Origin of the sequence: Rhizorhabdus dicambivorans (assembly GCF_002355275.1) — a bacterium.
Taxonomy (GTDB): domain Bacteria; phylum Pseudomonadota; class Alphaproteobacteria; order Sphingomonadales; family Sphingomonadaceae; genus Rhizorhabdus; species Rhizorhabdus dicambivorans.
On the sequence record NZ_CP023449.1, the window covers coordinates 2,790,428 to 2,811,716 of the forward strand.

Genomic DNA, 21,289 nt, shown 5'->3' on the forward strand with positions numbered 1-21,289 from the left:
CCGTCCTTCGCTTCGCTGCGGCCCTGACGGGTGCGCGAGCCCCCCTGTGCCCGGCGCGAACGGGCCTCCGCCGCCGGGGATGGTCCCCGGCGCGAGAACGGAGAACAGATCATGTCAGCCTCACAACGCTCAGACGTCTATGCTCGCGTCACGCAAGCGATCGTCGACGCCATCGAAGCCGGCACCGGCACCTGGCGCATGCCATGGCATCATTCCGGCGCCGACGTCACCCGCCCGACCAACGTCGCCAGCGGCAAGCCCTATCGCGGCATAAATACGGTCTCGCTCTGGGCGGCCGCCTATGGCAGCGGCTATGCGAGCGGGGTCTGGGGCACCTATCGCCAGTGGCAGGCGCTCGGCGCGCAGGTCCGCAAGGGTGAGCACGCCAGCCTCGGTGTCCTCTGGAAGGAGTTTCACGCGAAGGGCGACGACGCCAGCGACGATGACGACCATCGACGGCTTTTCGCCAAGGCGTTCGGCCTGTTCAACGCCGATCAGGTCGATGGCTATGCGCCCAAACCGGGGCCGGACCTGCCCGAGAGCGAACGCCTCGCCGCCGCCGAAGCCTTCATCGCCGCCCTCGGCATCGATACTGTCTACGGCTCGGCCAGCGCCTATTATCACATCGCCGAAGACCGCATCCACATGCCGGATTTCAGCGCCTTCCACGACGCTCACGGCTTCTATGCCACCCGTATTCACGAGGCCGCTCATGCCAGTGGCGCAGCCCATCGGCTCGACCGGGATTTCAGCGCCAAGTGGACCAGGCACGCGCTCGCGATGGAGGAAGCGACCGCCGAGCTGACCGCCTCGTTCCTGCTCGCCGATCTCGGGATCGCCCACGAGCCGCGGCCCGACCACGCCGCCTATATCGCTTCCTGGCTCCAACTCCTGAAGGATGAGCCGCGGGCGATCTTCACCGCAGCCAGCAAGGCGCAGGCCGCCGCTGACTGGATGCACGCCCAGCAGCCATGAGCGTCGTGCTCATTGACTCGATGATATTACGGATATACTCGTAGTGTCATCGAGTCGTTATCAGGAGCCATTCCATGAAGCGCATCCATCTGCACGTCAGCGTGCCCGATCTCGGCGCGTCGATCCAGTTCTACGAGACGCTGTTCGGCGCCGCGCCCGTCGTCGTGAAGGACGACTACGCCAAGTGGATGCTCGACGATCCCAAGGTCAACTTCGCGATCTCCGAGCGCGCGCGCGCGGCCGGCATCGACCATATCGGCATCCAGGTCGACAGCGCCGATGAGCTCGGCGCGCTCGCCGGTCGCCTCAAGGCCGCCGGGGCGGAGACGTTCGATCAGGAAGCGACCACCTGCTGCTACGCGCAGTCGGACAAGAGCTGGGTCCGCGATCCCGCCGGCGTGCGCTGGGAGACCTTCTTCACCTTCGGTGAGGCGACCAGCTACGGCGAGGACGAGGTGCTGCCCGAGCCCGCCGCGGCCTGCTGCGGCCCCGCCGATGCGCCCGCGCCAAAGCAGGCGTGCTGCTGATGGACGCGAACGCTGCCGTCGCCTCGCTCTCGGCGCTCGCGCATCCGGGCCGCCTCGAGGTCTTTCGCCTGCTGGTCCGCGCCGGCGCCGAGGGCATGGCCTCGGGCGATATCGCGCGCGCGACGGGCCATGTCCCGCAGACGCTCTCGGGCAACCTCAACATCCTCGGCCACGCCGGGCTCGTGTCGTCGCGGCGCGAGGGCCGGTCGATCATCTACACCGCTGATTATGCCCGCATGACCGACCTGCTCGGCTTCCTGATGGAGGATTGCTGCGGCGGCGCCCCGGAGATCTGTGCTCCGCTCGCCGACGTGGTCACCAGGGCCGCCTGCTGCCAACCCGGAGCCGTTCAATGACCGACCGTGTTTTCAATGTCCTGTTCCTCTGCACGGGTAACTCGGCCCGCTCGATCCTCGCCGAGAGCGCACTGAACAAGCTCGGCGAAGGCCGGTTCCGCGGCTATTCCGCAGGCAGCTTCCCCAAGGGCGCGGTCAACCCCGACGCGCTGAGGCTGCTGGAGCGCATCGGTTACCCGACCGAAGGCCTTCACTCGAAGAGCTGGGAAGAGTTCTCCGTGCCGGACGCGCCGGTGATGGATTTCGTGTTCACCGTTTGCGACGATGCGGCGGGCGAGACGTGTCCGGTCTGGCCCGGCCATCCGATGACCGCCCATTGGGGCATCGAAGATCCGAGCCATGTCGAGGGCAACGACATCGAGCGCGAGCGCGCCTTCGTGACAGCGCTGCGCTATCTCGAGAACCGCATCAAGCTGTTCATGGCGCTGCCGTTCGACCAGCTCGACGTGATGGCATTGAGGGCACATGTCCGCGAGATCGGTCAGGGCGAAGGCGCGAGCAACCGGCGCGGGGACGCCGCGTGAGCGATGCCGCCGCGGCGGCGAAGCCCGCGATCGGCACCTTCGAACGCTATCTCAGCCTCTGGGTCGCGGCCTGCATCGTCGTCGGCATCGCGCTCGGCTATGCGCTGCCCGGCTTGTTCGCGCGCGTCGCCGCGGCCGAGATCGCGAACGTCAACATCGTCGTCGCGGTGCTGATATGGCTGATGATCGTGCCGATGCTGCTCAAGATCGACCTGGGCGCGCTGGGATCAGTCAGGCGGCACTGGAAGGGCGTCGGTGTCACGCTTTTCATCAACTGGGCGGTGAAGCCCTTCTCGATGGCGCTGCTCGGCACCTTCTTCCTCGGCTATCTGTTCCGCCCCTGGCTGCCCGAGGCCGAGATCGGCTCCTATATTGCCGGCCTCATCCTGCTCGCCGCCGCGCCTTGCACGGCGATGGTGTTCGTCTGGTCCAACCTGTGCGAGGGCGAGCCTAATTACACGCTGAGCCAGGTCGCCTTGAACGACGTCATCATGGTGTTCGCCTTCGCGCCGATCGTCGCGCTGCTGCTCGGGGTCGCGTCGATCACGGTGCCGTGGGACACTTTGCTCATCTCGGTGCTGCTCTACATCGTCGTGCCGGTAATCGCCGCGCAGCTTGTCCGTCGCGCGCTGCTGGCCTCTGGCGGACAGCCGGCGCTCGATCGCCTGCTGGCAGCGCTCGGCCCCGTATCGCTGATCGCGCTGCTCACCACGCTGGTGCTGTTGTTCGGTTTCCAGGGCGAGGCGATCATCGCGCATCCGCTGGTCATCGCGCTCATCGCCGTGCCGATCCTCATCCAGGTCTATTTCAATGCCGGGCTCGCTTATTGGCTGAGCCGCCGCTTCGGCGTCGCCTGGTGCGTCGCCGCGCCCGCCGCGCTGATCGGCGCGTCCAACTTCTTCGAACTCGCCGTCGCCGCGGCGATCAGCCTGTTCGGCATCGGATCGGGCGCGGCGCTCGCCACCGTCGTCGGCGTGCTGGTCGAGGTGCCGGTGATGCTCTCGGTCGTCGCGCTCGTGAAGAAGACGCGGCCCTGGTATGAGCGGTCGTTGCCTGCATAATCCTGCGCGGCGCGTTCGCGATCATCAACGATAGAAGACCTGGGCGGCCGCTCTCTCTCGGGATCGGCCGCCCAGTCGCATAGGCGATCGGCACGGGCTTCGCCCGCACCCAGCGGTCGCCGCTGGCGCGGCGGCGCTGTTCGTCGGGCCTCCCTCAAGGCGGGAGTGGTCGGCGCTCCCTTCTAGGCCCGCCACGGCGCGCTGCAAGTCCGGCTGCGCCGGACTGCTCCATTGCATTTCGCCCCTGCGGGTGCAGCCCGCCGCTTCGGCGGGCCTCTCCGGTCGCTCTCGCCGCCCACCCCCGCCTCGGGGGAGGCCATGGGGTTTTGGGCAGTGCTGGAGGCACCGATGGATTTCACCTTCCAACCGCCGTTTTTGGCTGGACTGTCAGGATATGTGGCCGAAATGGCGAGCGCCTTCGTCTGTGCCTTGCTCGGCGTTACGCCGACCGTTCGCCACGCCGATTACCTTGCGAGCTGGATTGAGGTGCTGCGCGCCGACAACCGCGCGATCTTCCGCGCCGCGAGCGCTGCCGCCAAGGCCGCCGACTATCTGCTCGCGTTCCAGACGGGCAGCGACAGTGCCGACGCGCCAGGCTGCGAAGCCGCGCAAGCGACCAGCACCGACGAGCTTCCGCCGATGGGTGGATGACGTAGGCGGCGCGTCCCGCCGCCATCTGAAAGCCGGTCCGCCATCCCCGCGAAAGAACGACGGACCGGCACCTTAGGAAAAGGTGATGATCATGAAACTCGACTTCATCGATCTTGGCAAGCTCAGCGTCAGCAGGGCCAACATGCGCCATCAGAAGCACGCGCCCGACGTGTCCGACATCCTGCCGACCGTCCGCGCACGCGGCGTCCTCGTGCCGCTGATCGTGCGGCCGAGCGCTGGCGCAAGCGGTGCAGCCGGCGCGCCTGCTGACGCGTTCGAGATTGTCGCCGGCAGCCGCCGCTACCATGCCGCGAGGGCCGTCGCGGAGGAACGCGGTGAGGCCGAGCCGCTGCCCTGCGCGATATTGGAGCAAGGCGACGATGCCGCCGCCGTCGAGGCCTCGCTGATCGAAAATATTGCCCGCCTCAGCCCCGACGAGGTTTGCCAGTGGGAGACCTTCGTGCGGCTGGTGAAGGAGGGGCGGACTGTCGAGGGCATCGCCGCGACCTTCGGGCTGGCCGAGCCGGCGGTGCGCCGGGTGCTGGCGCTCGGCAATCTCCTGCCGCGCATCCGGCAGCTCTACCGGGCCGACGAGATCGATGTGGCGACCGTGCGGCACCTGACCATGGCCAGCAAGAGCCAGCAGAAGACATGGCTTGCGCTCCACGATGATCCCGACGCCCGCGCGCCGATGGGTCACCAGCTGAAGGCGTGGCTGCTCGGCGGCCAGTCGATCAACGCCGCGCATGCGCTGTTCGACCTCGCCGGCTATGAGGGCGCAATCGTCTCCGACCTCTTCGGTGAGGAGCGCTATTTCGCAGACGCCGAGAGCTTCTGGGCGGCGCAGAACGCCGCCATTGAGGCGCGCCGCGCCGCTTATCTCGACGCGGGCTGGCGCGAGGTTGTCGTCGTGCCCCCGAGCGAATATCTCCACAGCTGGGAATATGAGAAGGCCCCGAAGCGCAAGGGCGGACGCGTCTATATCGACGTGCGCCCGAGCGGCGAGGTCGTGTTCCATGAGGGCTATGTGACCAGGAAGGAAGCGCGCCGGCAGGAGCGGGGCGAGGCGCTCGATAGCAAGCACAAGCCCGCACGGGCCGAGCTGACCAGCAGCCTCCAGAGCTATGTCGACCTCCACCGCCACGCGGCGGTGCGCGCCGCGCTTCTCGCGCATCCGGCCGTCGCGCTGCGGCTGATGGTGGCGCATGCCATCGTCGGCTCGCCGCTCTGGACGGTGCGGGTCGAGCCGCAGGCGGCACGTGGCGATGCCGTGCGCGAGAGTGTCGAGACGTGCCGGGGCGAGGGCGCATTCGACGCCAAGCGCCGCGCCGTCCTCGACCTGCTCGGCCTGTCGCCCGAGGAGCCGACCGTCGCCGGTGGGAATGGCGACGGCTATCGCTTGGCTGTTCTGTTCCAGAAGCTGCTGAGCCTTTCCGACGAGGCGGTGATGGATGTCGCCGCCGTCGTCATGGGCGAGACGCTCGCCGCCGGCAGCGCCGTCATCGAGCTGCTCGGGCTCCATATCGGCGTCGACATGGCTGCGTGGTGGCAGGCCGACGACGCGTTCTTCGACCTTCTCCGCGACAAGGAGGTGCTGGGGCAGATGCTGGCCGAGGTGGCGGGCGCGCCGGTCGCCAGCGCCAATGCGGGCGAAAAGGCAAAGACACTCAAACGCATCATCCGCGACCATGTGGAGGGCGTGAACGGGCGCGAGAAGATCGAGGGCTGGGTGCCGCGCTGGATGGCGTTCCCGCCGTGTGCCTACACCGCGCGCGGCGGCGTGGGCACGGTCGATACCCATGCACGGATCGCCGGGCTGCTCGTGGAGCAGCCGCCCGCCGCCGATATTCCGGCGCAGGTGGAAGTGGCGACTCTGGAGCCCGACACGCAGCCGCTGACATCCGCAATGGCGGCCTGACCTTCGGCGGGCGGCGCATCCGCGCCGCCCGTATCTCTCCTGAATTTCGGCCGCGCGCCTGTGCCATCAAGGCACAGGCGCGCGGGTCGCTGCCGGGTCCTGCACGCATGGGGGAGCGGGCGTTCCTTCGGCACGTGCAACCCGGACGTTTCTGTTAAGAGCATGTCTGCGCACGAAGCTCGCGGATTGAAGGAATGCCGATCCCATGGGTGAAGATCTGACCATCTGGACCTTGGACTGGGTGCCCGAAGGTCCGCGCGGGTTCGTCCGCGATCTGCGTCTGCGCTGGGCGGCTGAGGAAGCGGGGCTTCGTTACAACGTCGGCGCCGTTGCGTTCGACGATCGGCATGTGAACCACCTCGATCGCCAGCCCTTCGGGCAAGTGCCGTTTCTGACAGATGGCCAGATCAGGATCTTCGAGAGCGGCGCGTGCCTGCTGCACCTGGCCCGCAAGAGCGACATCCTGATGCCAAGGAGCGCGCGCGGCGAGGCTGAGACGGTTCAGTGGGTGATCGCTGCGCTCAACTCGATCGAGATGGTGACCGTGCCCTGGTGGTTCGTGGGGCTCTCGGGCGACACCGAAAATGGCCTGTCCGGCTGGCTGGATAGCCGGCTTCAACACATGGAAGCCGTGCTGAGCGAACGCGAATGGCTGGTGGAAGACCGCTTCACCGTTGCCGATCTGATGATGGCGGATGTTCTGCGCGTTCCCGCAATTCGTGCCCGTGGCAATCGCCCCGCGACCGAGGCCTATGTCGAGCGGCTAGTTGCCAGGCCCGCCTTCAAGAAGGCGCACGCCGATCAGCTGGCGCATTTTGCGGCGGCCGATGAACGTCGAGAGCGCGGTTGACCGATTCCGCCGGCCGCCGAACAGATGTTTGCTTTACCGGGGAAAGCGGCCAGCCGGACGGCTTCGTGGAATGTCGACCTTTCTCGCTGGATCGGGCTCGGCCCGACAGAGGCGCTGGGACAGCAGGCACCCCGCCGTTTTGGGCGAAGATCAGCTTACTGGTATCCGCCTTCCTGTTCGCGTTCCTTCGCAGCTTCTGCCTGCGCCTGCTCCATGCTCTGCTCGGGAGTCTCGGTCGGCTTTTCAGCCTTGGCCGCCGGCGCGTCGTCGGGTTTGCTCTTCTGTTCGGCCATGTCACGGCTCCGCTACGGCGCTGATCCATAGCGCCGACGCCTCAACCGCCCTCGCGTACCCATGTTCCTGTTTGCCCCCTCGCGTCCGGATCGGTGGATTGCACACGTCTGGACGAGCTATTCTAAAAGAGCCTTTGGGGAGAATGACGGCATGGCGAAGCTCGTCTTCGGGATGAACCAGTCGCTCGACGGCTACGTCGATCATATGGCGTTCGGGCCGAGCCCCACGCTCTTCCGCCACTTCATCAAGGAGGCTGAGGCACAGGCGGGCAGTGTCTATGGCCGCCGCATCTATGAGGTCATGCGATACTGGGACGACGATCATCCGGAGTGGGATGCAGACGAACAGGCCTTCGCGGCGGCGTGGCGGAAGCAGCCGAAATGGGTCGTCTCACGCTCGCTGAAATCGGTCGGGCCCAATGCCACGCTCGTTGATGATGATCTTGAGAACACGATCCGTGCGCTGAAGGAGCGCGACGGCGAGATCGAAGTTGCCGGCCCGGACCTGGCGCACAGCCTTACCGAGCTTGGCCTGATCGATGAGTATCGCATCTACCTGCATCCCGTCGTGCTCGGTCGCGGCACGCCCTATTTCGCCGGCCCCCGGCCGCCGCTCCGCCTTGTGGGCCATGACCGGATCGACGGGGACGTGATCAGGCTGACCTACGTTCCAGCCTGATCCTGCGGCACGCGCCAGGGGCCGCGGGGGTGAGCCAAGGTCCGATGGATCGATAACGGAAATGCCGCTGGTGGCTATGGACATCAGCGGACCTTGGCGATCACCTTCCTGGTCTCGCCGCACAGCGCACAGGCATCCAGACGCCGCTCGAATCCGTCCTGGCCGGCGAGCTCGCGCGTCTTGTGATTGGCTTGGCCGGGCACCGAAAGCCCGAGCCGCTCGGTGATACAGTCGTCGCAGACCGGCTCGGGCGACAGCCGCTCGATCAGCGCCCGAACTTGGCTCAGAACCGTCGTCATCTCTCCCCCTTGGATGCCGCTATAGGCAGGTCCGGCGACGCGCGGAAGGCAGCGCCGTGACCCTTGGCTGCGCCTGATCCGGCTCGCTAGGGCGCGATGCGCATCATCGCCACCATCCTTGCCCCGCCGCACCGCGTTCCGGTTCTTGAGGCAGATGCTGGGCCGGCCGCGGCCCCGGCGAAACCATCGCGGACCGGCTGATTTCCCCGCTTGGAGCGGAAGCCCCAAGCTCCTCGCGGCCGCTTCGCTCCAAATCAGCCCGGCCGCTCCGGTCCTCCGCTTGGCGCTCCGGCCGTGCGGTTCGCCGGGCCCTCTGAGGCCGTCCCTGAAGCTCTGCCCATCGCCCGGAAGCGGTTCGGGCGAGCAGATGAAGGAGTGAGACAATGCCCGCAATCGGTCATGTGCAGCGTCAGTCGGACGGCAGCTTCAAGGGTTCGATCCGCACGCTTTCGGTGCGCGCCGACATCGAGATCGTGCCCAACCGCAGCAAGACGGGTGAGCAACCCGACTACCGCATCTTGGCCTCGGGCGTCGAGCTCGGTGGCGGCTGGATTCGCACCGGCGAGGTCTCAGGACGCGAATATATCCGCCTCGCGATGTCGGCACCCGAGCTTGGGAGCCGCACCCTCTACGCCAATCTCGGGCGCGCCGCCGGCCAGGACGATGACGATGTCTTCGCCATCATCTGGAACCCCGGCGAGTGATCCTGGCGTGGCCCCGTACCCGAGCGGTGCGGGGCCAAACGCCTTCGGGTGACCGCCAACCCGGCCGGTCAGCGCCGACAATCCGGGCGCGGAGAAGCTCGGGCCGTCGCGCGAGTCAGGTGCAATCTGCGTCAGGCGGGGAGGGGCTCTGCTCAGCAGGTGCTCATCATCCGAGACGGAGCGGGCCGCCTCAAGGACGACGGGGCCCCACCATTTTTCCGGCGTCTGATCGCTGCGGCGAACGCATCTGCCGGCGTGCCGCGCCGGAAAAATCGTTGCCCCCGTCGCCGCTCGCGCGGTCGCGGGGCCCATGCCCCGCGCTCCTTGACCCGGCCCGCTCCGCCCCGGGCGTCGCCTTGCGTCTTTCGCGAAGAGATGGAGGCGATGATGTGCATCGAGCAACGGATCGAGGAGCTGCGCGCGGAACTGGCGGCATGCACCGACCGTCAGGAAATCAGCCAGATCAGCGCGGAATTGCAGGCCGCATTGGCCGAACGCGCGCGCATCGAGGCCCGGATTGCGACCATGTTTGGGCTGCCGGATTGAGGTTGAAGCAGGCCCGGAGCGGTGCCGCGAAGGCGTGCTCCGGGCCATCTTTCATGTCGAAACTGGTGGCGCGCCGCGCTGCGCTATCCGGCTTTATGGTCGCGCTTTAGGGCGTCCACGATTGCAGTTTGCGGCCCCTGAGCGCTGCTCGAATGAGGCTCGAACAGGCACCGGCTGGCTCTTTCCGGCGGCGCGTCACCAGCGGGGAAGCGGGTGGACTGTGGCAGCGATGGAGACAGATGGAGCGGCCGGGCAGCTGGAATTTGTAAGGCAAGATTGAAAAGCTACGGCACCGCCGCTGACGCCGGCGTGCCGCAAGCAATTGTCTGCACATCATTTTTCCTGTGGGCGTGAACGGTGCCATGAGGGTGGCGACGGTGCCAGTCGCCCAAGAAATGGTTCAGTTATAGGGGCTTGGGTGGCACCGGTTTTCATATGCTCCGCGCCGTCGCATGTTTTCAGCCTTCGTCATACGGAGCCGCAGCATCATGGCGTCACAGGACGAGTTCGAGCCGCATCTTGGCCGCATGCGCGCGAAGCAGGCAAAGCCTCCGCGGAAGTTCCTGCACCGCGTGCTTGCTGCCGCCAATTTGGCGCGCGGTGGGGGACGCTCGGCGGCGAAGACGCGCGGTTTCACCGGCAGCCGGACTGGGCGCGGGGCAGGGGTTGGGCGGGTGCTCTCCGCCCGCGACCGCTTTGCCGCGTTCCGCCGGCGCCGCGTCATCATCAAGTCGCGCATCGTGGGACTCGCGGGCAAGGGGCCGGACGGCGCACGTGCCCATCTCCGCTACGTCCAGCGCGACGGCACGACCCGCGACGGCGAGCGCGGCCAGCTTTATGGCGCCGAGGCCGACAAGGCAGACGGCAAGGCCTACCTCGACCGCTGCCAGGGCGATCGCCATCAGTTCCGCTTCATCGTCTCGCCCGAGGACGGCAGCGAGTATGAAGACCTGAAGCCGCTCACGCGCCGGCTGATGGCACGCATGGAGGAGGATCTCGGCACTAGGCTCGACTGGGTGGCGGTCGACCATTTCAACACCGGGCATCCGCACACCCACATCATCGTGCGTGGCAGGGACGATCAGGGCAGGGATCTGATCATCGCGCGCGACTACATCACGCACGGCATGCGCGAGCGTGCCTGCGAGCTGGTCGATCTCGACTTGGGGCCGCGCAGCGATGCGGCGATCGAGCAGCGCCTGCACGCCGAGGTCGAGCAGGACCGGCTGACCAGCATCGACCGCAGGCTGGTCCGGAGCATAGACGGTGATGGCTTGGTGAGTGGCACCGGACGCGACGCGTTCGAGCAGAGCCTCCGGACCGGACGGCTGAGGAAGCTGGAGCAGCTGGGGCTCGCCGCGCCTGTTGCTCGCATGCAGTGGCGGCTCGCACCCGATCTTGCCGATACGCTACGCCGTCTGGGCGAGCGCGGCGACATCATCCGCACCATGCAGCGCGCCTATGCTGAGCGCGGGACCACGCCACCGCTCGCCGATCTGGCCATCTATGATCCGACCGCAGCCAACGCACGGTCGCTTGTCGGCCGCATCGTGGAGCGGGGCCTGTCGGACGAACTGAACGAGCGCCATTATCTCATTATCGAGGCGACGGATGGGCGCAGCCATTATGTTGATATCGGCAGGGGCGAGCATGTGGACGCTCAGGCTGCCGGTGCGATCGTGCGTACCGCGCCCACGGTGGCCAGTATTCGTGAGGCTGATCGGACGATCGCCAAGGTCGCGGCTGCGAATGGCGGGCGCTACACGATCGACGCGCATCTGCGTCACGACCCGACCGCCGCCGAGGCGTTTGCCGAGACGCACGTGCGCCGGCTCGAGGCGATGCGGCGTCTCATGCGAAGCGTCGCGCGCGAGCCGGATGGCAGCTGGATCATCGCGCCCGATCATCTTGACCGCGTTGCGGCCTATGAGGCAACGCGTGCGAAGGAGCGACCGGTGTCCGTTGATGTCCTGTCCTCCCAACCGCTGGAGAAGCTGATCGACGCCGAGGCCGCGACTTGGCTCGACCGAGAGCTGGCTGCCGGCACTCCCGAGCCGCTACGCGACGCAGGTTTCGGCCATGATGTGCGCAAGGCGCAGGCCCGACGGCGCCAGTGGCTGGTAGTGCAAGGGTTTGCGGAGGAGGTGGGCGGCGAGATTACCGGCCGTCCGGACATGATCGCGGCGCTCCAGCGGCGCGAGCTGCTGCGGATCGGCGCCCAGCTTTCACGCGAGATGGGAATGCCATTCGCCGAACCTGCCTCTGGCGAGCGGGTGGCGGGTGTGTATCGCCGGCCGATCGATGCGATCAGCAGAAGGCTCGCTTTGATTGAAAGGTCTCGCGAATTCACGCTCGTGCCATGGTCACCCGTGCTCGAACGCAATATTGGCAAGAGCGTGTCTGGGATCGTGCGTGAGGGCAGGATTAGCTGGGCCGTCGGGCGTCAGCGGAGCGGGCCCAGCATTTCCTGAGATAGCCGACAGCGGATCAGTCACGTTGTTATATCCACGCCTGGAAGTAGACCCTGGTCACACATGGTGGTTCGACCCGGCCGGCGCACAAGCAGGCGACCGCAGCTTCCGACCTGAAGGGCGCAAGCGCTGGGCGCGAAGTGCCTGCTTGTCCCCAATCTAGCGCTAGAAGCAGACCTTGCTGTGGATTGCGCGCTTGGCACCGGACCCGCTATCCGGTGCGACCGCTAGCCGAGATGGCGGCTCACATTCGGCCAGCGGGGCGTGTCAGGTTCACCGGGCGAAGTCATGCTCCAGCGCGTCTCGGGAAAGGAAACGCCCGAACGCCGCGAGGAGCGAGGCTGCACCAGGATCTCTAATGCGCCCGATTCGCTTTATGGGATAATGGAAGGCGCCGGCCACATAGGAGCCGTGCCCCTTCAAAGCGTTGGACAGACCTACGCGTGGTACTGTGGCTTTAGCAATTAGGTCGGCGACCTCGTCACCGTGCTTCTTGCGCGCGTCCTCGATCTCACCGGCCACTTTGCCAAAGTGTTTAGCAAGCTCAGCGCAACGATCTTCCCATGCGCGCGTCGGAAATCGCTTTGGTTCCTTTTTCAGCTCGGCGGGGGTGATGTCGCAGCGACCATTCTTGTCCAGCACCGTAAGATCCAGCACATTAAGGTTTACGACTGTGCCTCGCTTGAAAAGGACCGCGGCGGTTACGTCGCCCTTGTCACCGAAGTTCGGGATAAAGTGCTTTAGGTGCGGGGGCTCGGCTTCCACTTCCGCAGGATCCAAGGTCAGTGGACAGATCACCGCGACCTTGAAGTTATTCTCCCGCACGCGCTTTCCGCCTGGACGCACCATGATATCGCACGGCTGAGCGATGAGTACGAACAATCCCAAATCGTTGCCTTCGCCGATCTCGAAGACATCGCCGTTGCGGAGCGGATCATTATAACCGTTCACAAGCTCAGGGCCATCATGGAGCTCCTGCGCTCTCAATAGGTTGAGATGGGCCTGTGTCTCGGCCGTGAGCTCTCGCGAGATGTCAGCGACAGCCTTCACGCCTGTCGCGGCGTCTGCGAACTTCAAGAACTCGGCCTCGCGCAGGATCACGCGCTTCGCCTCGTCCTTATGGACGATCGCGTAGAGCCGAAGTAGCGTCTCAAGCTCGGAGACGCCCTCCTCCTCGGAAGAATTGACGATGATGTGCTCGAACGCGAGCGGGTCGATATCGTCGAACCGCTTGAGTGCGGCGTCGAGCGCCTCACGAAGACCGTCCTTCGCGAGAGTCTTCATGGTCTCACAATAGGTGTTGATCAGCGTTCGATAGACCGCGCCGTAGAAGCGATCACCATCGCTAAGTGATTGTTTGGCGATGGGCATGAAGAATTTGAGTGCAATCGCGTTATCTTCGGCGAGCTGGCGCCAGCTCGAGATCTCGTCACCCGAGTTCAGCGTATGCGAGAGCATACCGCAGAACCAGCGCGTGCCGAACCCCACCGGCTCCGATTGCGCTAAGCCCTTGATGATGTCTGCGCCGGTTGCAAAGCCGAGGACCTGCGGATCACCATTTAGCTCTTGATCGAAGAGGAACAGAGTTCGAGCGTCCTCGCGGCATTGCTCGATTATCTCTTGCTGTTGGGCGTGCCATTCGGCTGGCGTGAGAATCTTGAGATCGACTTGCTCGGGAATGTTTCGCCGCAACTGCAAAATGTCTCGCGCGCCTTCCTCCTCGGTGAATTCGCTAAGAATCGTGGTAACTGCCTCAAGCTCGGCGGCGTCCATATCTCCAAGTAGAGCGGTAAGCTGATCGAAGCGCGCCTCGTTATCGTTAGCGAGTACGGCTACGGGGAACAAACTCTCGAGCAGTTGCCGCGCGTCCTCACGCCGCGTCAGAGTGTCGATGACATTCGCGGCATCCGCCACTGGCTCGACCATATCATCGACGAACACGACGCGTTTGATACGCAAGCGCGTGAACAAATCCGTAAGTCCCGGACGCGGCGCTGCAGGCTTGGCCGCCGGCGCGTCGACAGGCACGCCAGCCTCCTGAGGCTCGATCGGCAGTAGCATGGCCTCCCCCTTCAACCGCTCCTTGCCACCCCTGACAGGTCGATCTCGAACACGTGGCGACGTCCATTCGCGTTACGAGCGTGCAGCAAATTGATCGAACTGCCCATGGAGGCGAGGACCTGCGACGTGATGAAGAGCCCGAGCCCGCGCCCGGTCGACTTCGGTTTCAGGGTCACGAACGGCTCAAAGAGGTTGGACTCAACCGAGGGGGCGACGCCCGGCCCGTTATCAGAAACGCGCACAAATGGACGCTCGATTTCGATATGGACACTGGGGCGGCCACGACGTCCATTCTGCCCGGCCTGTTTGAGCCAGTACTCCGAGTTCAGCAAGAGATTGTCGAACACCTGCAGCAGTCGTCCACGATTGGTCTCGACCTCGAAATCGCTGATGATGTCGACTTCGATTTGAATCGCGTCGTGCCGCCAACGTTCCTCGAAATGGACCTTAGTGTCGCGCATGAGATCCGCGACAGGGAAGCGCTCGATGCGGTCACGCTGGAAGCGCAATGCCGGGCCAAGATGCGCGATCTGCCGTCTAAGTGCAGATGCCGTCGAGAGCACCTCGTTCGCGAACCGCGCGAGCTTGGCACCCTGGTTGCCATCTCGCCGTGCCTCGTCACTGGCCGCTCTGGCACGCTGAGTTAGGCGATCAGTCTGGTTGTGGACTTCGTGAGAAAGGGACTCGGCGATCAAGCCAAGCCCAGCCAACTCGGAGAAGTCCTGAAGCTGCGAGTTGACAATCTCAAGCCGAGGCGAGAGCGCCGCGACCACGGACGCCAGCTTCTCGGCGTCAGCGGCGTGTGCCTCTAGCTCCGCGAAAATTGATCGAGACGAGCGTAATGCGTCGTTCGCGGCTTCCAGCAACGAGACGAGGCGCCGCTCGTCAGTAGTCGATAATAGCGGCTCGGCGGTGATCCTCGCGCTCAGTGTCTCGACCTTCCGCTGGACCTCCGCCGCTGCACTGTCGATCGCCTTCGAACGCTCGGCGTAGCTTTTCAACGTCCGCGCCACTTGGCGCGCGGACGTTATCGTGCGCTCGGCGCCCTCGAATGCGACCCCGTTCGCGAGGCGCTCCTCACGATATTTTGTGTAATTGCGCCGAATCCACTCGTAGAACTGACCGATCATCTCGGTCGAGTGTACCATCAGTCGGCGGAAATTCTGCGAGTAGGGGTTGCTGACGAAGCCTTCGCGGTCGGTCTTATCCTTGAGGTGCGGGTTTCTCGCCTCGGAGATCGCAACGAAGCCGAGTACATTGTGTGGGCGTAGCCCGTACCAGGAGCTCGCGCTGGTCTGTTGAGCCCCGAGCCTTAGCCAGTCCTCTCCGTTGATGCCATATGGCTTCACCGCGAAACCATCGCGGAAGACCTTAATCCCTGCGTGCCGTTTCACGACTCGCTGGATTTCGGAGGAAGCAGACAGGCCGCTCAACCGCAGCGCGCTCTCGTCGCTTCGAAGGAGAAACTCGTCGACCTCAGCGTGGAAGGGCCCTGGGTCGGCCGGGATGAGATGCGGCTCCGGTCTCTCGTCTGCAGCTGCCCCATCAGCTTGCGCGTTTGGATTGGCAATGCGCTCAATCGAACCAAGGTTTTCTAGTCCGACAGTATGGTCGAACTCGATGAAATAGGCTGAATCGGCGCTTAGCCGCATGGCGACTGGCGGGTTGCGAGACTTGAGATACTCGTAAAAATCCTTGCCATTGGATGGTACGACTACGTTCTCGAAGAACTCAAGCTCCTCGTCACGTTGGTTCCCACGCAGCTTCGCCAGCCGCATCTTGCCACCAAGGTGAAGATCACCCGCTTTGAAATCAATGACGAACCTGCCAACTGCCGCACGGCGGACGCGCTCCGAAATCTGCCCGAGGTCGATGACCTTCCCATCGATCGTCAACGTGACGAGGAAGGTTCGCGCCTTCTCATAGGGCGAGATTATCTGCGCCAGATCGTTCGCGAGCTGCTCTACCGTCGCCCCCCGCCAGACATCTGGATTGCGCAAACCAGTGATCAGAAGCCGCGTACCTTTCAGCCGTGGCTGATCAGCATTTCGCACCGTCACTGGCACGGCGCTGAGACTCTTATCCTCAGTGAAGGCGTCCCAGCTGAACGCGACGTGGAGGGTGTCGCCTTCGCCCTTGCGCGTGTCCATTTCCAGCCGCGAGCCAAGTTTCTGAGTACTTAATCGTCCTAACCCCTTGTCGCCCAATGGCGTACGGCCCCTGGGGGTCGTTGCCCCCTTCGCCTTCATCTCTCGCTTGCCTGACAGCGAGATCACCAGCCACCCTCTGTCTATGTCATCACGATCCATGCCGACGCCATTGTCTTCGATCGAGATGAAGCCAAGCTCGTCGGGGAAGTCGGATTGACCTGGGGTGTCCGCAGTGTTCACGACCACATGCGCGAAATCGGCGTCAGCGTCGTAGGCGTTCTTCACCAGCTCGACGAGCGCCGTCACCTCGTCCGAAACGAGTTCATCCCCGAGCTGGCGGACGACGGCGGCGCTGATATCGAAGTGCGGAGATGTGACCATGCCTGCTCAGAGCTTCCGCAGTAGCAGGATCTTCTCCTCGCGCATCGTCGCCGAACTCGCGTTCCGATCAGGCATGCGCTTGTGATGAATGCGCCGCGTCAGCATCGTCACCGTGGCGCACTTCGCGTCCTCCATCAGCTCGCTCAACACCGCGTCGGTGGGCACCTGCTTGCCTGCAATACTTCGGTTGCCAACGGTCCAGATCATGTAGCTGTTCTGACGCACTTGCGCGATCATTGTCTCCAAACTGGCCCGAAAGTCACGATAAAAGCGTACTAAGCGGAGGCGGCCATCGATAGGGCGCGCAGGAAGTGCCGCAACGAAATTCTTGAGCGTCGGGCTCCCTGCAAATAACTGCTCCTCCTCCTCTTCCGAGACAGGATCGCGCCCGCCTAGACTACGCCGATCTATCTCCAGGGTGGTCCGTAGCATTTCAGCGTCAACGTTGGGGTCGATGTCCGCGAGGTCGATCCAATTGAGTGGCAGATAGGAATGTTGGCCGTAAGTGACCGTAGTTTGATTGTCGCCATAGGGCGGTGAGGTCATCATGAGGTCGAATGGTGCCACGTCCGCCCAATAGGTCTTGCTCTCCCTGGTGTCGGCGAGCGCAATCTCAGCGGCCCCACGATAGCGCGCGTTGCTTATGGCGCCCGCGTCCCTGAGCTTCTTCCGAAAGAACGCGAAGCTGTCGGCGTTGCGTGATACGAGATCGGCGAATACGTCTATCGGAGAGACGTTCCGCGCCTCGATCTCCTCAACGGGGCGCGCATGCAATTTGTAGGTCGACGTCCGATCGTTGCTGGTGAGGCGGACTGTCTCGGCTAAGGTCACCCAAAGGAAGCGTCTTACCCAGAGATCCTCGCAAGCGCGGATCGAGCGCCGCAATCGAGACAGTTCCGTCAGCACCTCAGGCTTGAACCATTTATCTCGGTTGGAAAGCGTGGTGTCGATCCCGGACCTACGATCAGCACGAGCGCGCTTGACAACGTCGGCGCCGATTGCGCCGATTGTGAACTCGACCTTTCGCGCGGTACGCACACGGCTGATCAGGACCGCCAGCGGGTTGATATCAGTGCCGTAGACGTTGAGCGCGAAATGCATACCGCTAACGAGCGAGGTCCCCGATCCAACAAATGGATCATATAGAGACTTTATGTTCGGCTGAGCCTCGATGACCGCCGCCAGCAGCCGGCGCTGCACCAGCGGTACCATCATCGCTGGGTACTGGAAGACGCAATGTGCGCTGTCGGTACGATCGCGGGTCTTGAGCGACCAAAAGTCGGGATCGTCGCGATGCCGGGCCAACGCTCGAACCAACACGTCGTCGACAGCAGTGAGCGCTGTGCTTGCTTCCGGCGGGGACGATTTGGCGGCCGTTGATCTCATTCTCGCCATCGCTCCCGCACCAACATGTCGGAATGCCCGACGATATGGCGTTGATCAGGAAGCCATTTTCGTCCTCACCCCCCGGCCAAGCCGAGCATAACCTAACAATTGCGCGCGTCGACGGCAACGACCTTTGGATGGTTCCATTTCCGCATGCCAGCGCGCAACCATCCCGCGATGACTGGCGACAGCTACCCTGGCTCACTGCTCGCTGACGGCCGCGATAGGTCATCAAAGCATAGCCAGCGCCGCGGACGCCATAGATCAGCGCGCTACTCACGCAGTAGCGCCACCGCATTGCGGTGACATCGCACGGTCGACAAACGACAGCTTTCGGGCCGCCTTTCCAAAAATTCAGTGATCGACGTTGGCGAGAGGCTGGCAGCAATGCTGCGGCATGATGGCACCCGCCAGCTGGGCGATTAGCCGCCGGCAGTGGCGCGCGATGCAGATCATCTTCCCTGGTGCTGCATATCGGCCGACAGGTAGCCAGCGTCGGCGGGCTGCCGATTAAGCCACGCGCCGTCTGATGCGAGTCTTGGGACCCGGGCAGCTCGCCCGGTTCCGGGAGCCTCGCTGTGACCCCCACCAAGCTGCTGATCGGCCAGATCCTCGTCGTGCTCGCTGTGATGTTCGTCGGCCTGTGGGCGGCGACGCAGTGGTGCGCGGCGATGCTCGCCTATCAGCCGCAGCTCGGCTCGCCCTGGTTCTGGCTGGGCGACTACCCGGTCTACCGCCCCTGGGCGCTGTTCATCTGGTGGTTCCACTATGACGCCTACGCGCCTGAGGTCTTCGACAAGGCTGGCAGCCTGGCTGCCGCCAGCGGCCTTCTCGGCTGCGCCACCGCCATCTTCGGCTCGCTCTGGCGCGCGCGCCAGAGCGGCCAGGTCACCACCTACGGCTCGGCGCGCTGGGCGAGCACGCGCGAGTGTCAACGCCGGGATAAAAACGGGCCAGGCACCGGTTTAAAATGGGGCCAGTTGGTTTGAACAAAAAGCCCCAAGGTTGAGGCTGGGCAGCATCGGCAGCGGGGAAGCGGCTGGAGCGGAGCGGAAGCCGATTTCCCGCTGCCGATGGCCGCCCGTTCTTAGGTCATTTATCCTCCCCCTTGTCCTTCTGGCGCTTGCGGCTGCTGGCGAGACGGAAGCTGTCACCATTCATCTCGAGAATGTGGACGTGGTGTGTCAGCCGGTCGAGCAGGGCGCCGGTCAGGCGTTCGGAGCCGAACACCGATGTCCATTCATCGAAGGGCAGATTGCTGGTGATCAGCGTGCTGCCGCGTTCATAGCGCTGGCTGAGTACCTCGAACAGCAACTCGCCGCCCACGGCGGTGAATGGTACATATCCCAACTCGTCGAGGATCAGCAGCTTTACAGATGCCAGATGCTTTTGCAGGCTGCGCAAGCGACGCTCGTCGCGAGCCTCCATCAGGTCATGGACCAACGCCGCGGCCGTTGTGAAGGCCACGCTGTGCCCTTTCTGGCACGCAGCCAGTCCTAGCGCGAGGGCGGTGTGGGTCTTACCGGTGCCGCTGGGGCCCAGCGCAATGACATTACGCCGCCGCTCGATCCATTCACCGCGCGCCAGTTCCAGAACCAAGGCCTTGTTCAGTGATGGCTGGGCTGCAAAGTCGAAGGTGTCAAAGCTCTTGGTGTGCGGGAAGCGAGCCATGCGGATACGGCGCTCCACCATCCGGCGCTCGCGATCAATCCGTTCAAGTTCGCACAGGCGCAGCAGATAGCGGGGGTAATCGGCCCGATCCTGCGCGGCCTCGAAGGCGACCTTCTCATACTCGCGCACAAAGGTGGGCAGCTTGAGCGCTTTGAGATGGTTGGCCAGTAGTACAGCGGGCGGCACGCTGGTGGGTTCGGCCTCGATGGCTGGCAGCGGCATCATGGGATCACTCATGCTGCCACTCCCGTCGCTGGAGTGCCTGCCTGCGAGAGCAGGCCCATGTAGGTGCGCGGATCGGTACGCCCGACATTCGCGCGCGGCAAATGCGGGTAAAATTGCAGATCGAGGCGCGGCACACGCTGTTCGAGGCGGGCCAGCGCGATCATCTTGATCGCATCGAAGCTGATTGCCCCCATCTCCAGCGCGCGGGCCACTGCCCATTCCACCAGGGACTGCTCGAAGCGTTCGCATAGCCGCAGCACCTGGATGAACTCGCGCCGTCCCTCTTTGCCGCTGCGCGCCTCCATCAGTCGTCGGATGCGATGCATCGGTTCAGCCAGCACCCAGCCATCGAGCGGCGCTGCCTGATCAAGCGCGCGGGGTTTCTGTTCTAACAGCGCCAGATAGTGCAGCGGGTTGGCAATGAAGTCCTCCCGCTCATAGCTGCGCGGATGCACTGCGATCAGCTCCCCGCCACAGATGATCGCAACCCGATCGACATAGCCTTTGATTACGACCTCCTGGTGGGCATAGGCCGTCGGCACCGAATAATCATTGGTACGATAGCGCACCAGCGACATCGACGAGGCCCGCCCCGTCACCATATGGCAGGGATCGAACGGCACCGCCGGTAGCGGCATAAAGGCCGCCAGATCAGCCACCAGCCTGTCACCGATGCTGCGCTCATGCCCGCGCAAGATGGCCTGTCGTCGCTCCATGCATTGTTCGACAAAGCGCGCGTTCAGCGCATCAAAGCTGGGCGCCTCTGGCCTCGGCACCATGAAGTGGCGCCGGGAATAACCGACCAGCCCCTCGACCTTGCCCTTGTCGTTACCCTTGCCGGGGCGCCCGAATTTGTCTTCGAACAGGTAATGGCTCTGGAGGGTCGAGAACATCCGGCTGCGCTCGCGCTTCCCGTCGCCCAGGATCTGCGCCACTGCCAGCTTGGTGTTGTCATACAGGATCGACTGCGGGATGCCGCCGAAGAAGGCAAAGGCCGCCACGTGCCCTTCGCAAAATGCCTCAGCCACCTCGGCAGGATAGGCTTTAACGAACGGCGCATCGCTGTGCGGCAGGTCCATGCAGAAATAGTGGAACCGCACCAACTTGCCGTCGATGATCCCGTCCGCCTCACCAAAATCCACCTGCGCATGCCCCGGCTTGTGGCTCAATGGTATGAACACCTCGCGGCTGCGCAACTTGGCGCCCGCCACATAGTCGCGAACAATGGTGATGCCGCCGGTGAAGCCATGTTCATCGCGCAGACGCTCGAAAATACGCGCGGCAGTGTGTCGCTGTTTGATGTGAACCTTGCGGTCATCCACCAGGATTTGGTCAATGATGTCGGTAAATCCGGACAGCTTGCGGCTGTAGGTTTGCCCGCTCCGGCCGTGCGCTGCTGGCTCTGGAAAGCACAGCATCTTGTCGACGGTCTTGCGATTGATCCCAAAATACCGGGCGGCAGCGCGACGGCTCATCCCGTCAATCAGCACGGCGCGGCGGACCTTCTGATAAAGCTCCACTCTCTTCATCCTCCACCTCCGCCCAAAAACGGAGGTCTAGC

19 protein-coding genes and 1 pseudogene are annotated in these 21,289 nt (G+C 64.3%); 13 read left to right on the top strand and 7 right to left on the bottom strand.

What is annotated here, in order from left to right; genetic code table 11:
• Positions 1-111 precede the first annotated feature (111 nt).
• From CMV14_RS13190 to CMV14_RS13225, 8 genes are all read left to right on the top strand, one after another.
• The gene (locus CMV14_RS13190; RefSeq protein ID WP_066970288.1) at positions 112-975 is read left to right on the top strand and encodes an ArdC family protein; all 864 of its coding nucleotides are present in this window, start codon (positions 112-114) and stop codon (positions 973-975) included.
• Between the two features lie 74 nt (positions 976-1,049).
• Positions 1,050-1,502: an ArsI/CadI family heavy metal resistance metalloenzyme gene (locus CMV14_RS13195; RefSeq protein WP_066970291.1), complete on the top strand. Its 453-nt coding sequence runs from the start codon at positions 1,050-1,052 to the stop codon at positions 1,500-1,502.
• The gene (locus CMV14_RS13200; RefSeq protein WP_066970295.1) at positions 1,502-1,858 is read left to right on the top strand and encodes an ArsR/SmtB family transcription factor; all 357 of its coding nucleotides are present in this window, start codon (positions 1,502-1,504) and stop codon (positions 1,856-1,858) included. The genes CMV14_RS13195 and CMV14_RS13200 overlap by 1 nt, the downstream gene beginning before the upstream one ends.
• Positions 1,855-2,382 carry an arsenate reductase ArsC gene (locus tag CMV14_RS13205; protein WP_096367739.1) on the top strand — a complete coding sequence of 176 codons (528 nt, stop codon included), beginning with the start codon at positions 1,855-1,857 and terminating at the stop codon, positions 2,380-2,382. Before CMV14_RS13200 ends, CMV14_RS13205 begins: the two co-directional genes overlap by 4 nt.
• Positions 2,379-3,443 carry an ACR3 family arsenite efflux transporter gene (gene arsB, locus CMV14_RS13210; protein WP_066970392.1) on the top strand — a complete coding sequence of 355 codons (1,065 nt, stop codon included), beginning with the start codon at positions 2,379-2,381 and terminating at the stop codon, positions 3,441-3,443. Before CMV14_RS13205 ends, arsB begins: the two co-directional genes overlap by 4 nt.
• Before the next feature lie 318 nt (positions 3,444-3,761).
• Complete coding sequence (locus tag CMV14_RS13215) at positions 3,762-4,094, top strand: zincin-like metallopeptidase domain-containing protein (protein ID WP_408014328.1); 333 nt, start codon at positions 3,762-3,764, stop codon at positions 4,092-4,094.
• Between the two features lie 91 nt (positions 4,095-4,185).
• Positions 4,186-6,012 (top strand): ParB/RepB/Spo0J family partition protein, encoded by a 1,827-nt coding sequence (locus tag CMV14_RS13220; protein ID WP_066970070.1) that lies wholly within the window; start codon positions 4,186-4,188, stop codon positions 6,010-6,012.
• A gap of 241 nt (positions 6,013-6,253) precedes the next feature.
• Positions 6,254-6,862 (top strand): glutathione S-transferase family protein, encoded by a 609-nt coding sequence (locus CMV14_RS13225; protein WP_238147297.1) that lies wholly within the window; start codon positions 6,254-6,256, stop codon positions 6,860-6,862.
• A 155-nt stretch (positions 6,863-7,017) separates the two neighbouring features.
• Here the strand turns inward: CMV14_RS13225 and CMV14_RS26770 are convergent, their stop codons facing one another.
• Positions 7,018-7,155, bottom strand: a complete 138-nt coding sequence (locus CMV14_RS26770) for a hypothetical protein (RefSeq protein WP_176489161.1) — start codon at positions 7,153-7,155, stop codon at positions 7,018-7,020.
• A gap of 151 nt (positions 7,156-7,306) precedes the next feature.
• On the opposite strand from CMV14_RS26770, the gene CMV14_RS13230 reads away from it, so the two are divergent.
• Complete coding sequence (locus CMV14_RS13230; protein WP_066970053.1) at positions 7,307-7,834, top strand: dihydrofolate reductase family protein; 528 nt, start codon at positions 7,307-7,309, stop codon at positions 7,832-7,834.
• An 83-nt stretch (positions 7,835-7,917) separates the two neighbouring features.
• On the opposite strand, the gene CMV14_RS13235 is transcribed toward CMV14_RS13230, so the two are convergent.
• The gene (locus CMV14_RS13235) at positions 7,918-8,133 is read right to left on the bottom strand and encodes a hypothetical protein (RefSeq protein WP_066970051.1); all 216 of its coding nucleotides are present in this window, start codon (positions 8,131-8,133) and stop codon (positions 7,918-7,920) included.
• Positions 8,134-8,516: 383 nt separating this feature from the next.
• Here CMV14_RS13235 and CMV14_RS13240 point away from each other — a divergent pair, with 383 nt between their 5' ends.
• From CMV14_RS13240 to rlxS, 3 genes are all read left to right on the top strand, one after another.
• Entirely contained in the window at positions 8,517-8,837 is a 321-nt protein-coding gene (locus CMV14_RS13240) for a DUF736 domain-containing protein (RefSeq protein WP_066970050.1), read from the top strand.
• 384 nt (positions 8,838-9,221) lie between these two features.
• Entirely contained in the window at positions 9,222-9,383 is a 162-nt protein-coding gene (locus CMV14_RS26775; protein ID WP_176489160.1) for a hypothetical protein, read from the top strand.
• Between the two features lie 488 nt (positions 9,384-9,871).
• Entirely contained in the window at positions 9,872-11,854 is a 1,983-nt protein-coding gene (gene rlxS, locus CMV14_RS13245) for a relaxase/mobilization nuclease RlxS (RefSeq protein ID WP_066970064.1), read from the top strand.
• 273 nt (positions 11,855-12,127) lie between these two features.
• On the opposite strand, the gene CMV14_RS13250 is transcribed toward rlxS, so the two are convergent.
• The 3 genes from CMV14_RS13250 to CMV14_RS13260 are packed head-to-tail and all read right to left on the bottom strand — an operon-like array spanning position 12,128 to position 17,832.
• On the bottom strand, positions 12,128-13,915 hold the full coding sequence (locus CMV14_RS13250; RefSeq protein WP_139114831.1) for a hypothetical protein: 1,788 nt from the start codon (positions 13,913-13,915) through the stop codon (positions 12,128-12,130).
• Between the two features lie 11 nt (positions 13,916-13,926).
• A complete protein-coding gene (locus CMV14_RS13255; protein ID WP_066970048.1) occupies positions 13,927-16,446 on the bottom strand; it encodes a sensor histidine kinase in 2,520 nt (839 codons plus the stop codon).
• A gap of 6 nt (positions 16,447-16,452) precedes the next feature.
• Entirely contained in the window at positions 16,453-17,832 is a 1,380-nt protein-coding gene (locus CMV14_RS13260; protein WP_139114830.1) for a TRM11 family methyltransferase, read from the bottom strand.
• A gap of 578 nt (positions 17,833-18,410) precedes the next feature.
• On the opposite strand from CMV14_RS13260, the pseudogene CMV14_RS13265 reads away from it, so the two are divergent.
• Positions 18,411-18,767 (top strand): annotated as a pseudogene (locus tag CMV14_RS13265) (conjugal transfer protein TraG); the annotation flags it as partial.
• A gap of 157 nt (positions 18,768-18,924) precedes the next feature.
• Here the strand turns inward: CMV14_RS13265 and istB are convergent.
• Positions 18,925-19,725, bottom strand: a complete 801-nt coding sequence (gene istB, locus CMV14_RS13270) for an IS21-like element helper ATPase IstB (RefSeq protein ID WP_066970386.1) — start codon at positions 19,723-19,725, stop codon at positions 18,925-18,927.
• An 11-nt stretch (positions 19,726-19,736) separates the two neighbouring features.
• Positions 19,737-21,257 carry an IS21 family transposase gene (gene istA / locus CMV14_RS13275; RefSeq protein WP_096367681.1) on the bottom strand — a complete coding sequence of 507 codons (1,521 nt, stop codon included), beginning with the start codon at positions 21,255-21,257 and terminating at the stop codon, positions 19,737-19,739.
• Positions 21,258-21,289 lie beyond the last annotated feature (32 nt).

What these genes read in the sequence shown, in the direction of transcription:
- CMV14_RS13190 (WP_066970288.1), top strand. Translation starts at nt 112, where the DNA reads ATGTCAGCCTCACAACGCTCAGACGTCTATGCTCGCGTCACGCAAGCG.
- CMV14_RS13235 (WP_066970051.1), bottom strand. Translation starts at nt 8,133, where the DNA reads ATGACGACGGTTCTGAGCCAAGTTCGGGCGCTGATCGAGCGGCTGTCG.
- CMV14_RS13240 (WP_066970050.1), top strand. Translation starts at nt 8,517, where the DNA reads ATGCCCGCAATCGGTCATGTGCAGCGTCAGTCGGACGGCAGCTTCAAG.
- CMV14_RS13215 (WP_408014328.1), top strand. Translation starts at nt 3,762, where the DNA reads ATGGGGTTTTGGGCAGTGCTGGAGGCACCGATGGATTTCACCTTCCAA.
- CMV14_RS13230 (WP_066970053.1), top strand. Translation starts at nt 7,307, where the DNA reads ATGGCGAAGCTCGTCTTCGGGATGAACCAGTCGCTCGACGGCTACGTC.
- CMV14_RS26770 (WP_176489161.1), bottom strand. Translation starts at nt 7,155, where the DNA reads ATGGCCGAACAGAAGAGCAAACCCGACGACGCGCCGGCGGCCAAGGCT.
- CMV14_RS13200 (WP_066970295.1), top strand. Translation starts at nt 1,502, where the DNA reads ATGGACGCGAACGCTGCCGTCGCCTCGCTCTCGGCGCTCGCGCATCCG.
- istA (WP_096367681.1), bottom strand. Translation starts at nt 21,257, where the DNA reads ATGAAGAGAGTGGAGCTTTATCAGAAGGTCCGCCGCGCCGTGCTGATT.
- CMV14_RS13260 (WP_139114830.1), bottom strand. Translation starts at nt 17,832, where the DNA reads ATGAGATCAACGGCCGCCAAATCGTCCCCGCCGGAAGCAAGCACAGCG.
- istB (WP_066970386.1), bottom strand. Translation starts at nt 19,725, where the DNA reads ATGCCGCTGCCAGCCATCGAGGCCGAACCCACCAGCGTGCCGCCCGCT.
- rlxS (WP_066970064.1), top strand. Translation starts at nt 9,872, where the DNA reads ATGGCGTCACAGGACGAGTTCGAGCCGCATCTTGGCCGCATGCGCGCG.
- CMV14_RS13205 (WP_096367739.1), top strand. Translation starts at nt 1,855, where the DNA reads ATGACCGACCGTGTTTTCAATGTCCTGTTCCTCTGCACGGGTAACTCG.
- CMV14_RS26775 (WP_176489160.1), top strand. Translation starts at nt 9,222, where the DNA reads ATGATGTGCATCGAGCAACGGATCGAGGAGCTGCGCGCGGAACTGGCG.
- CMV14_RS13250 (WP_139114831.1), bottom strand. Translation starts at nt 13,915, where the DNA reads ATGCTACTGCCGATCGAGCCTCAGGAGGCTGGCGTGCCTGTCGACGCG.
- CMV14_RS13195 (WP_066970291.1), top strand. Translation starts at nt 1,050, where the DNA reads ATGAAGCGCATCCATCTGCACGTCAGCGTGCCCGATCTCGGCGCGTCG.
- CMV14_RS13220 (WP_066970070.1), top strand. Translation starts at nt 4,186, where the DNA reads ATGAAACTCGACTTCATCGATCTTGGCAAGCTCAGCGTCAGCAGGGCC.
- CMV14_RS13255 (WP_066970048.1), bottom strand. Translation starts at nt 16,446, where the DNA reads ATGGTCACATCTCCGCACTTCGATATCAGCGCCGCCGTCGTCCGCCAG.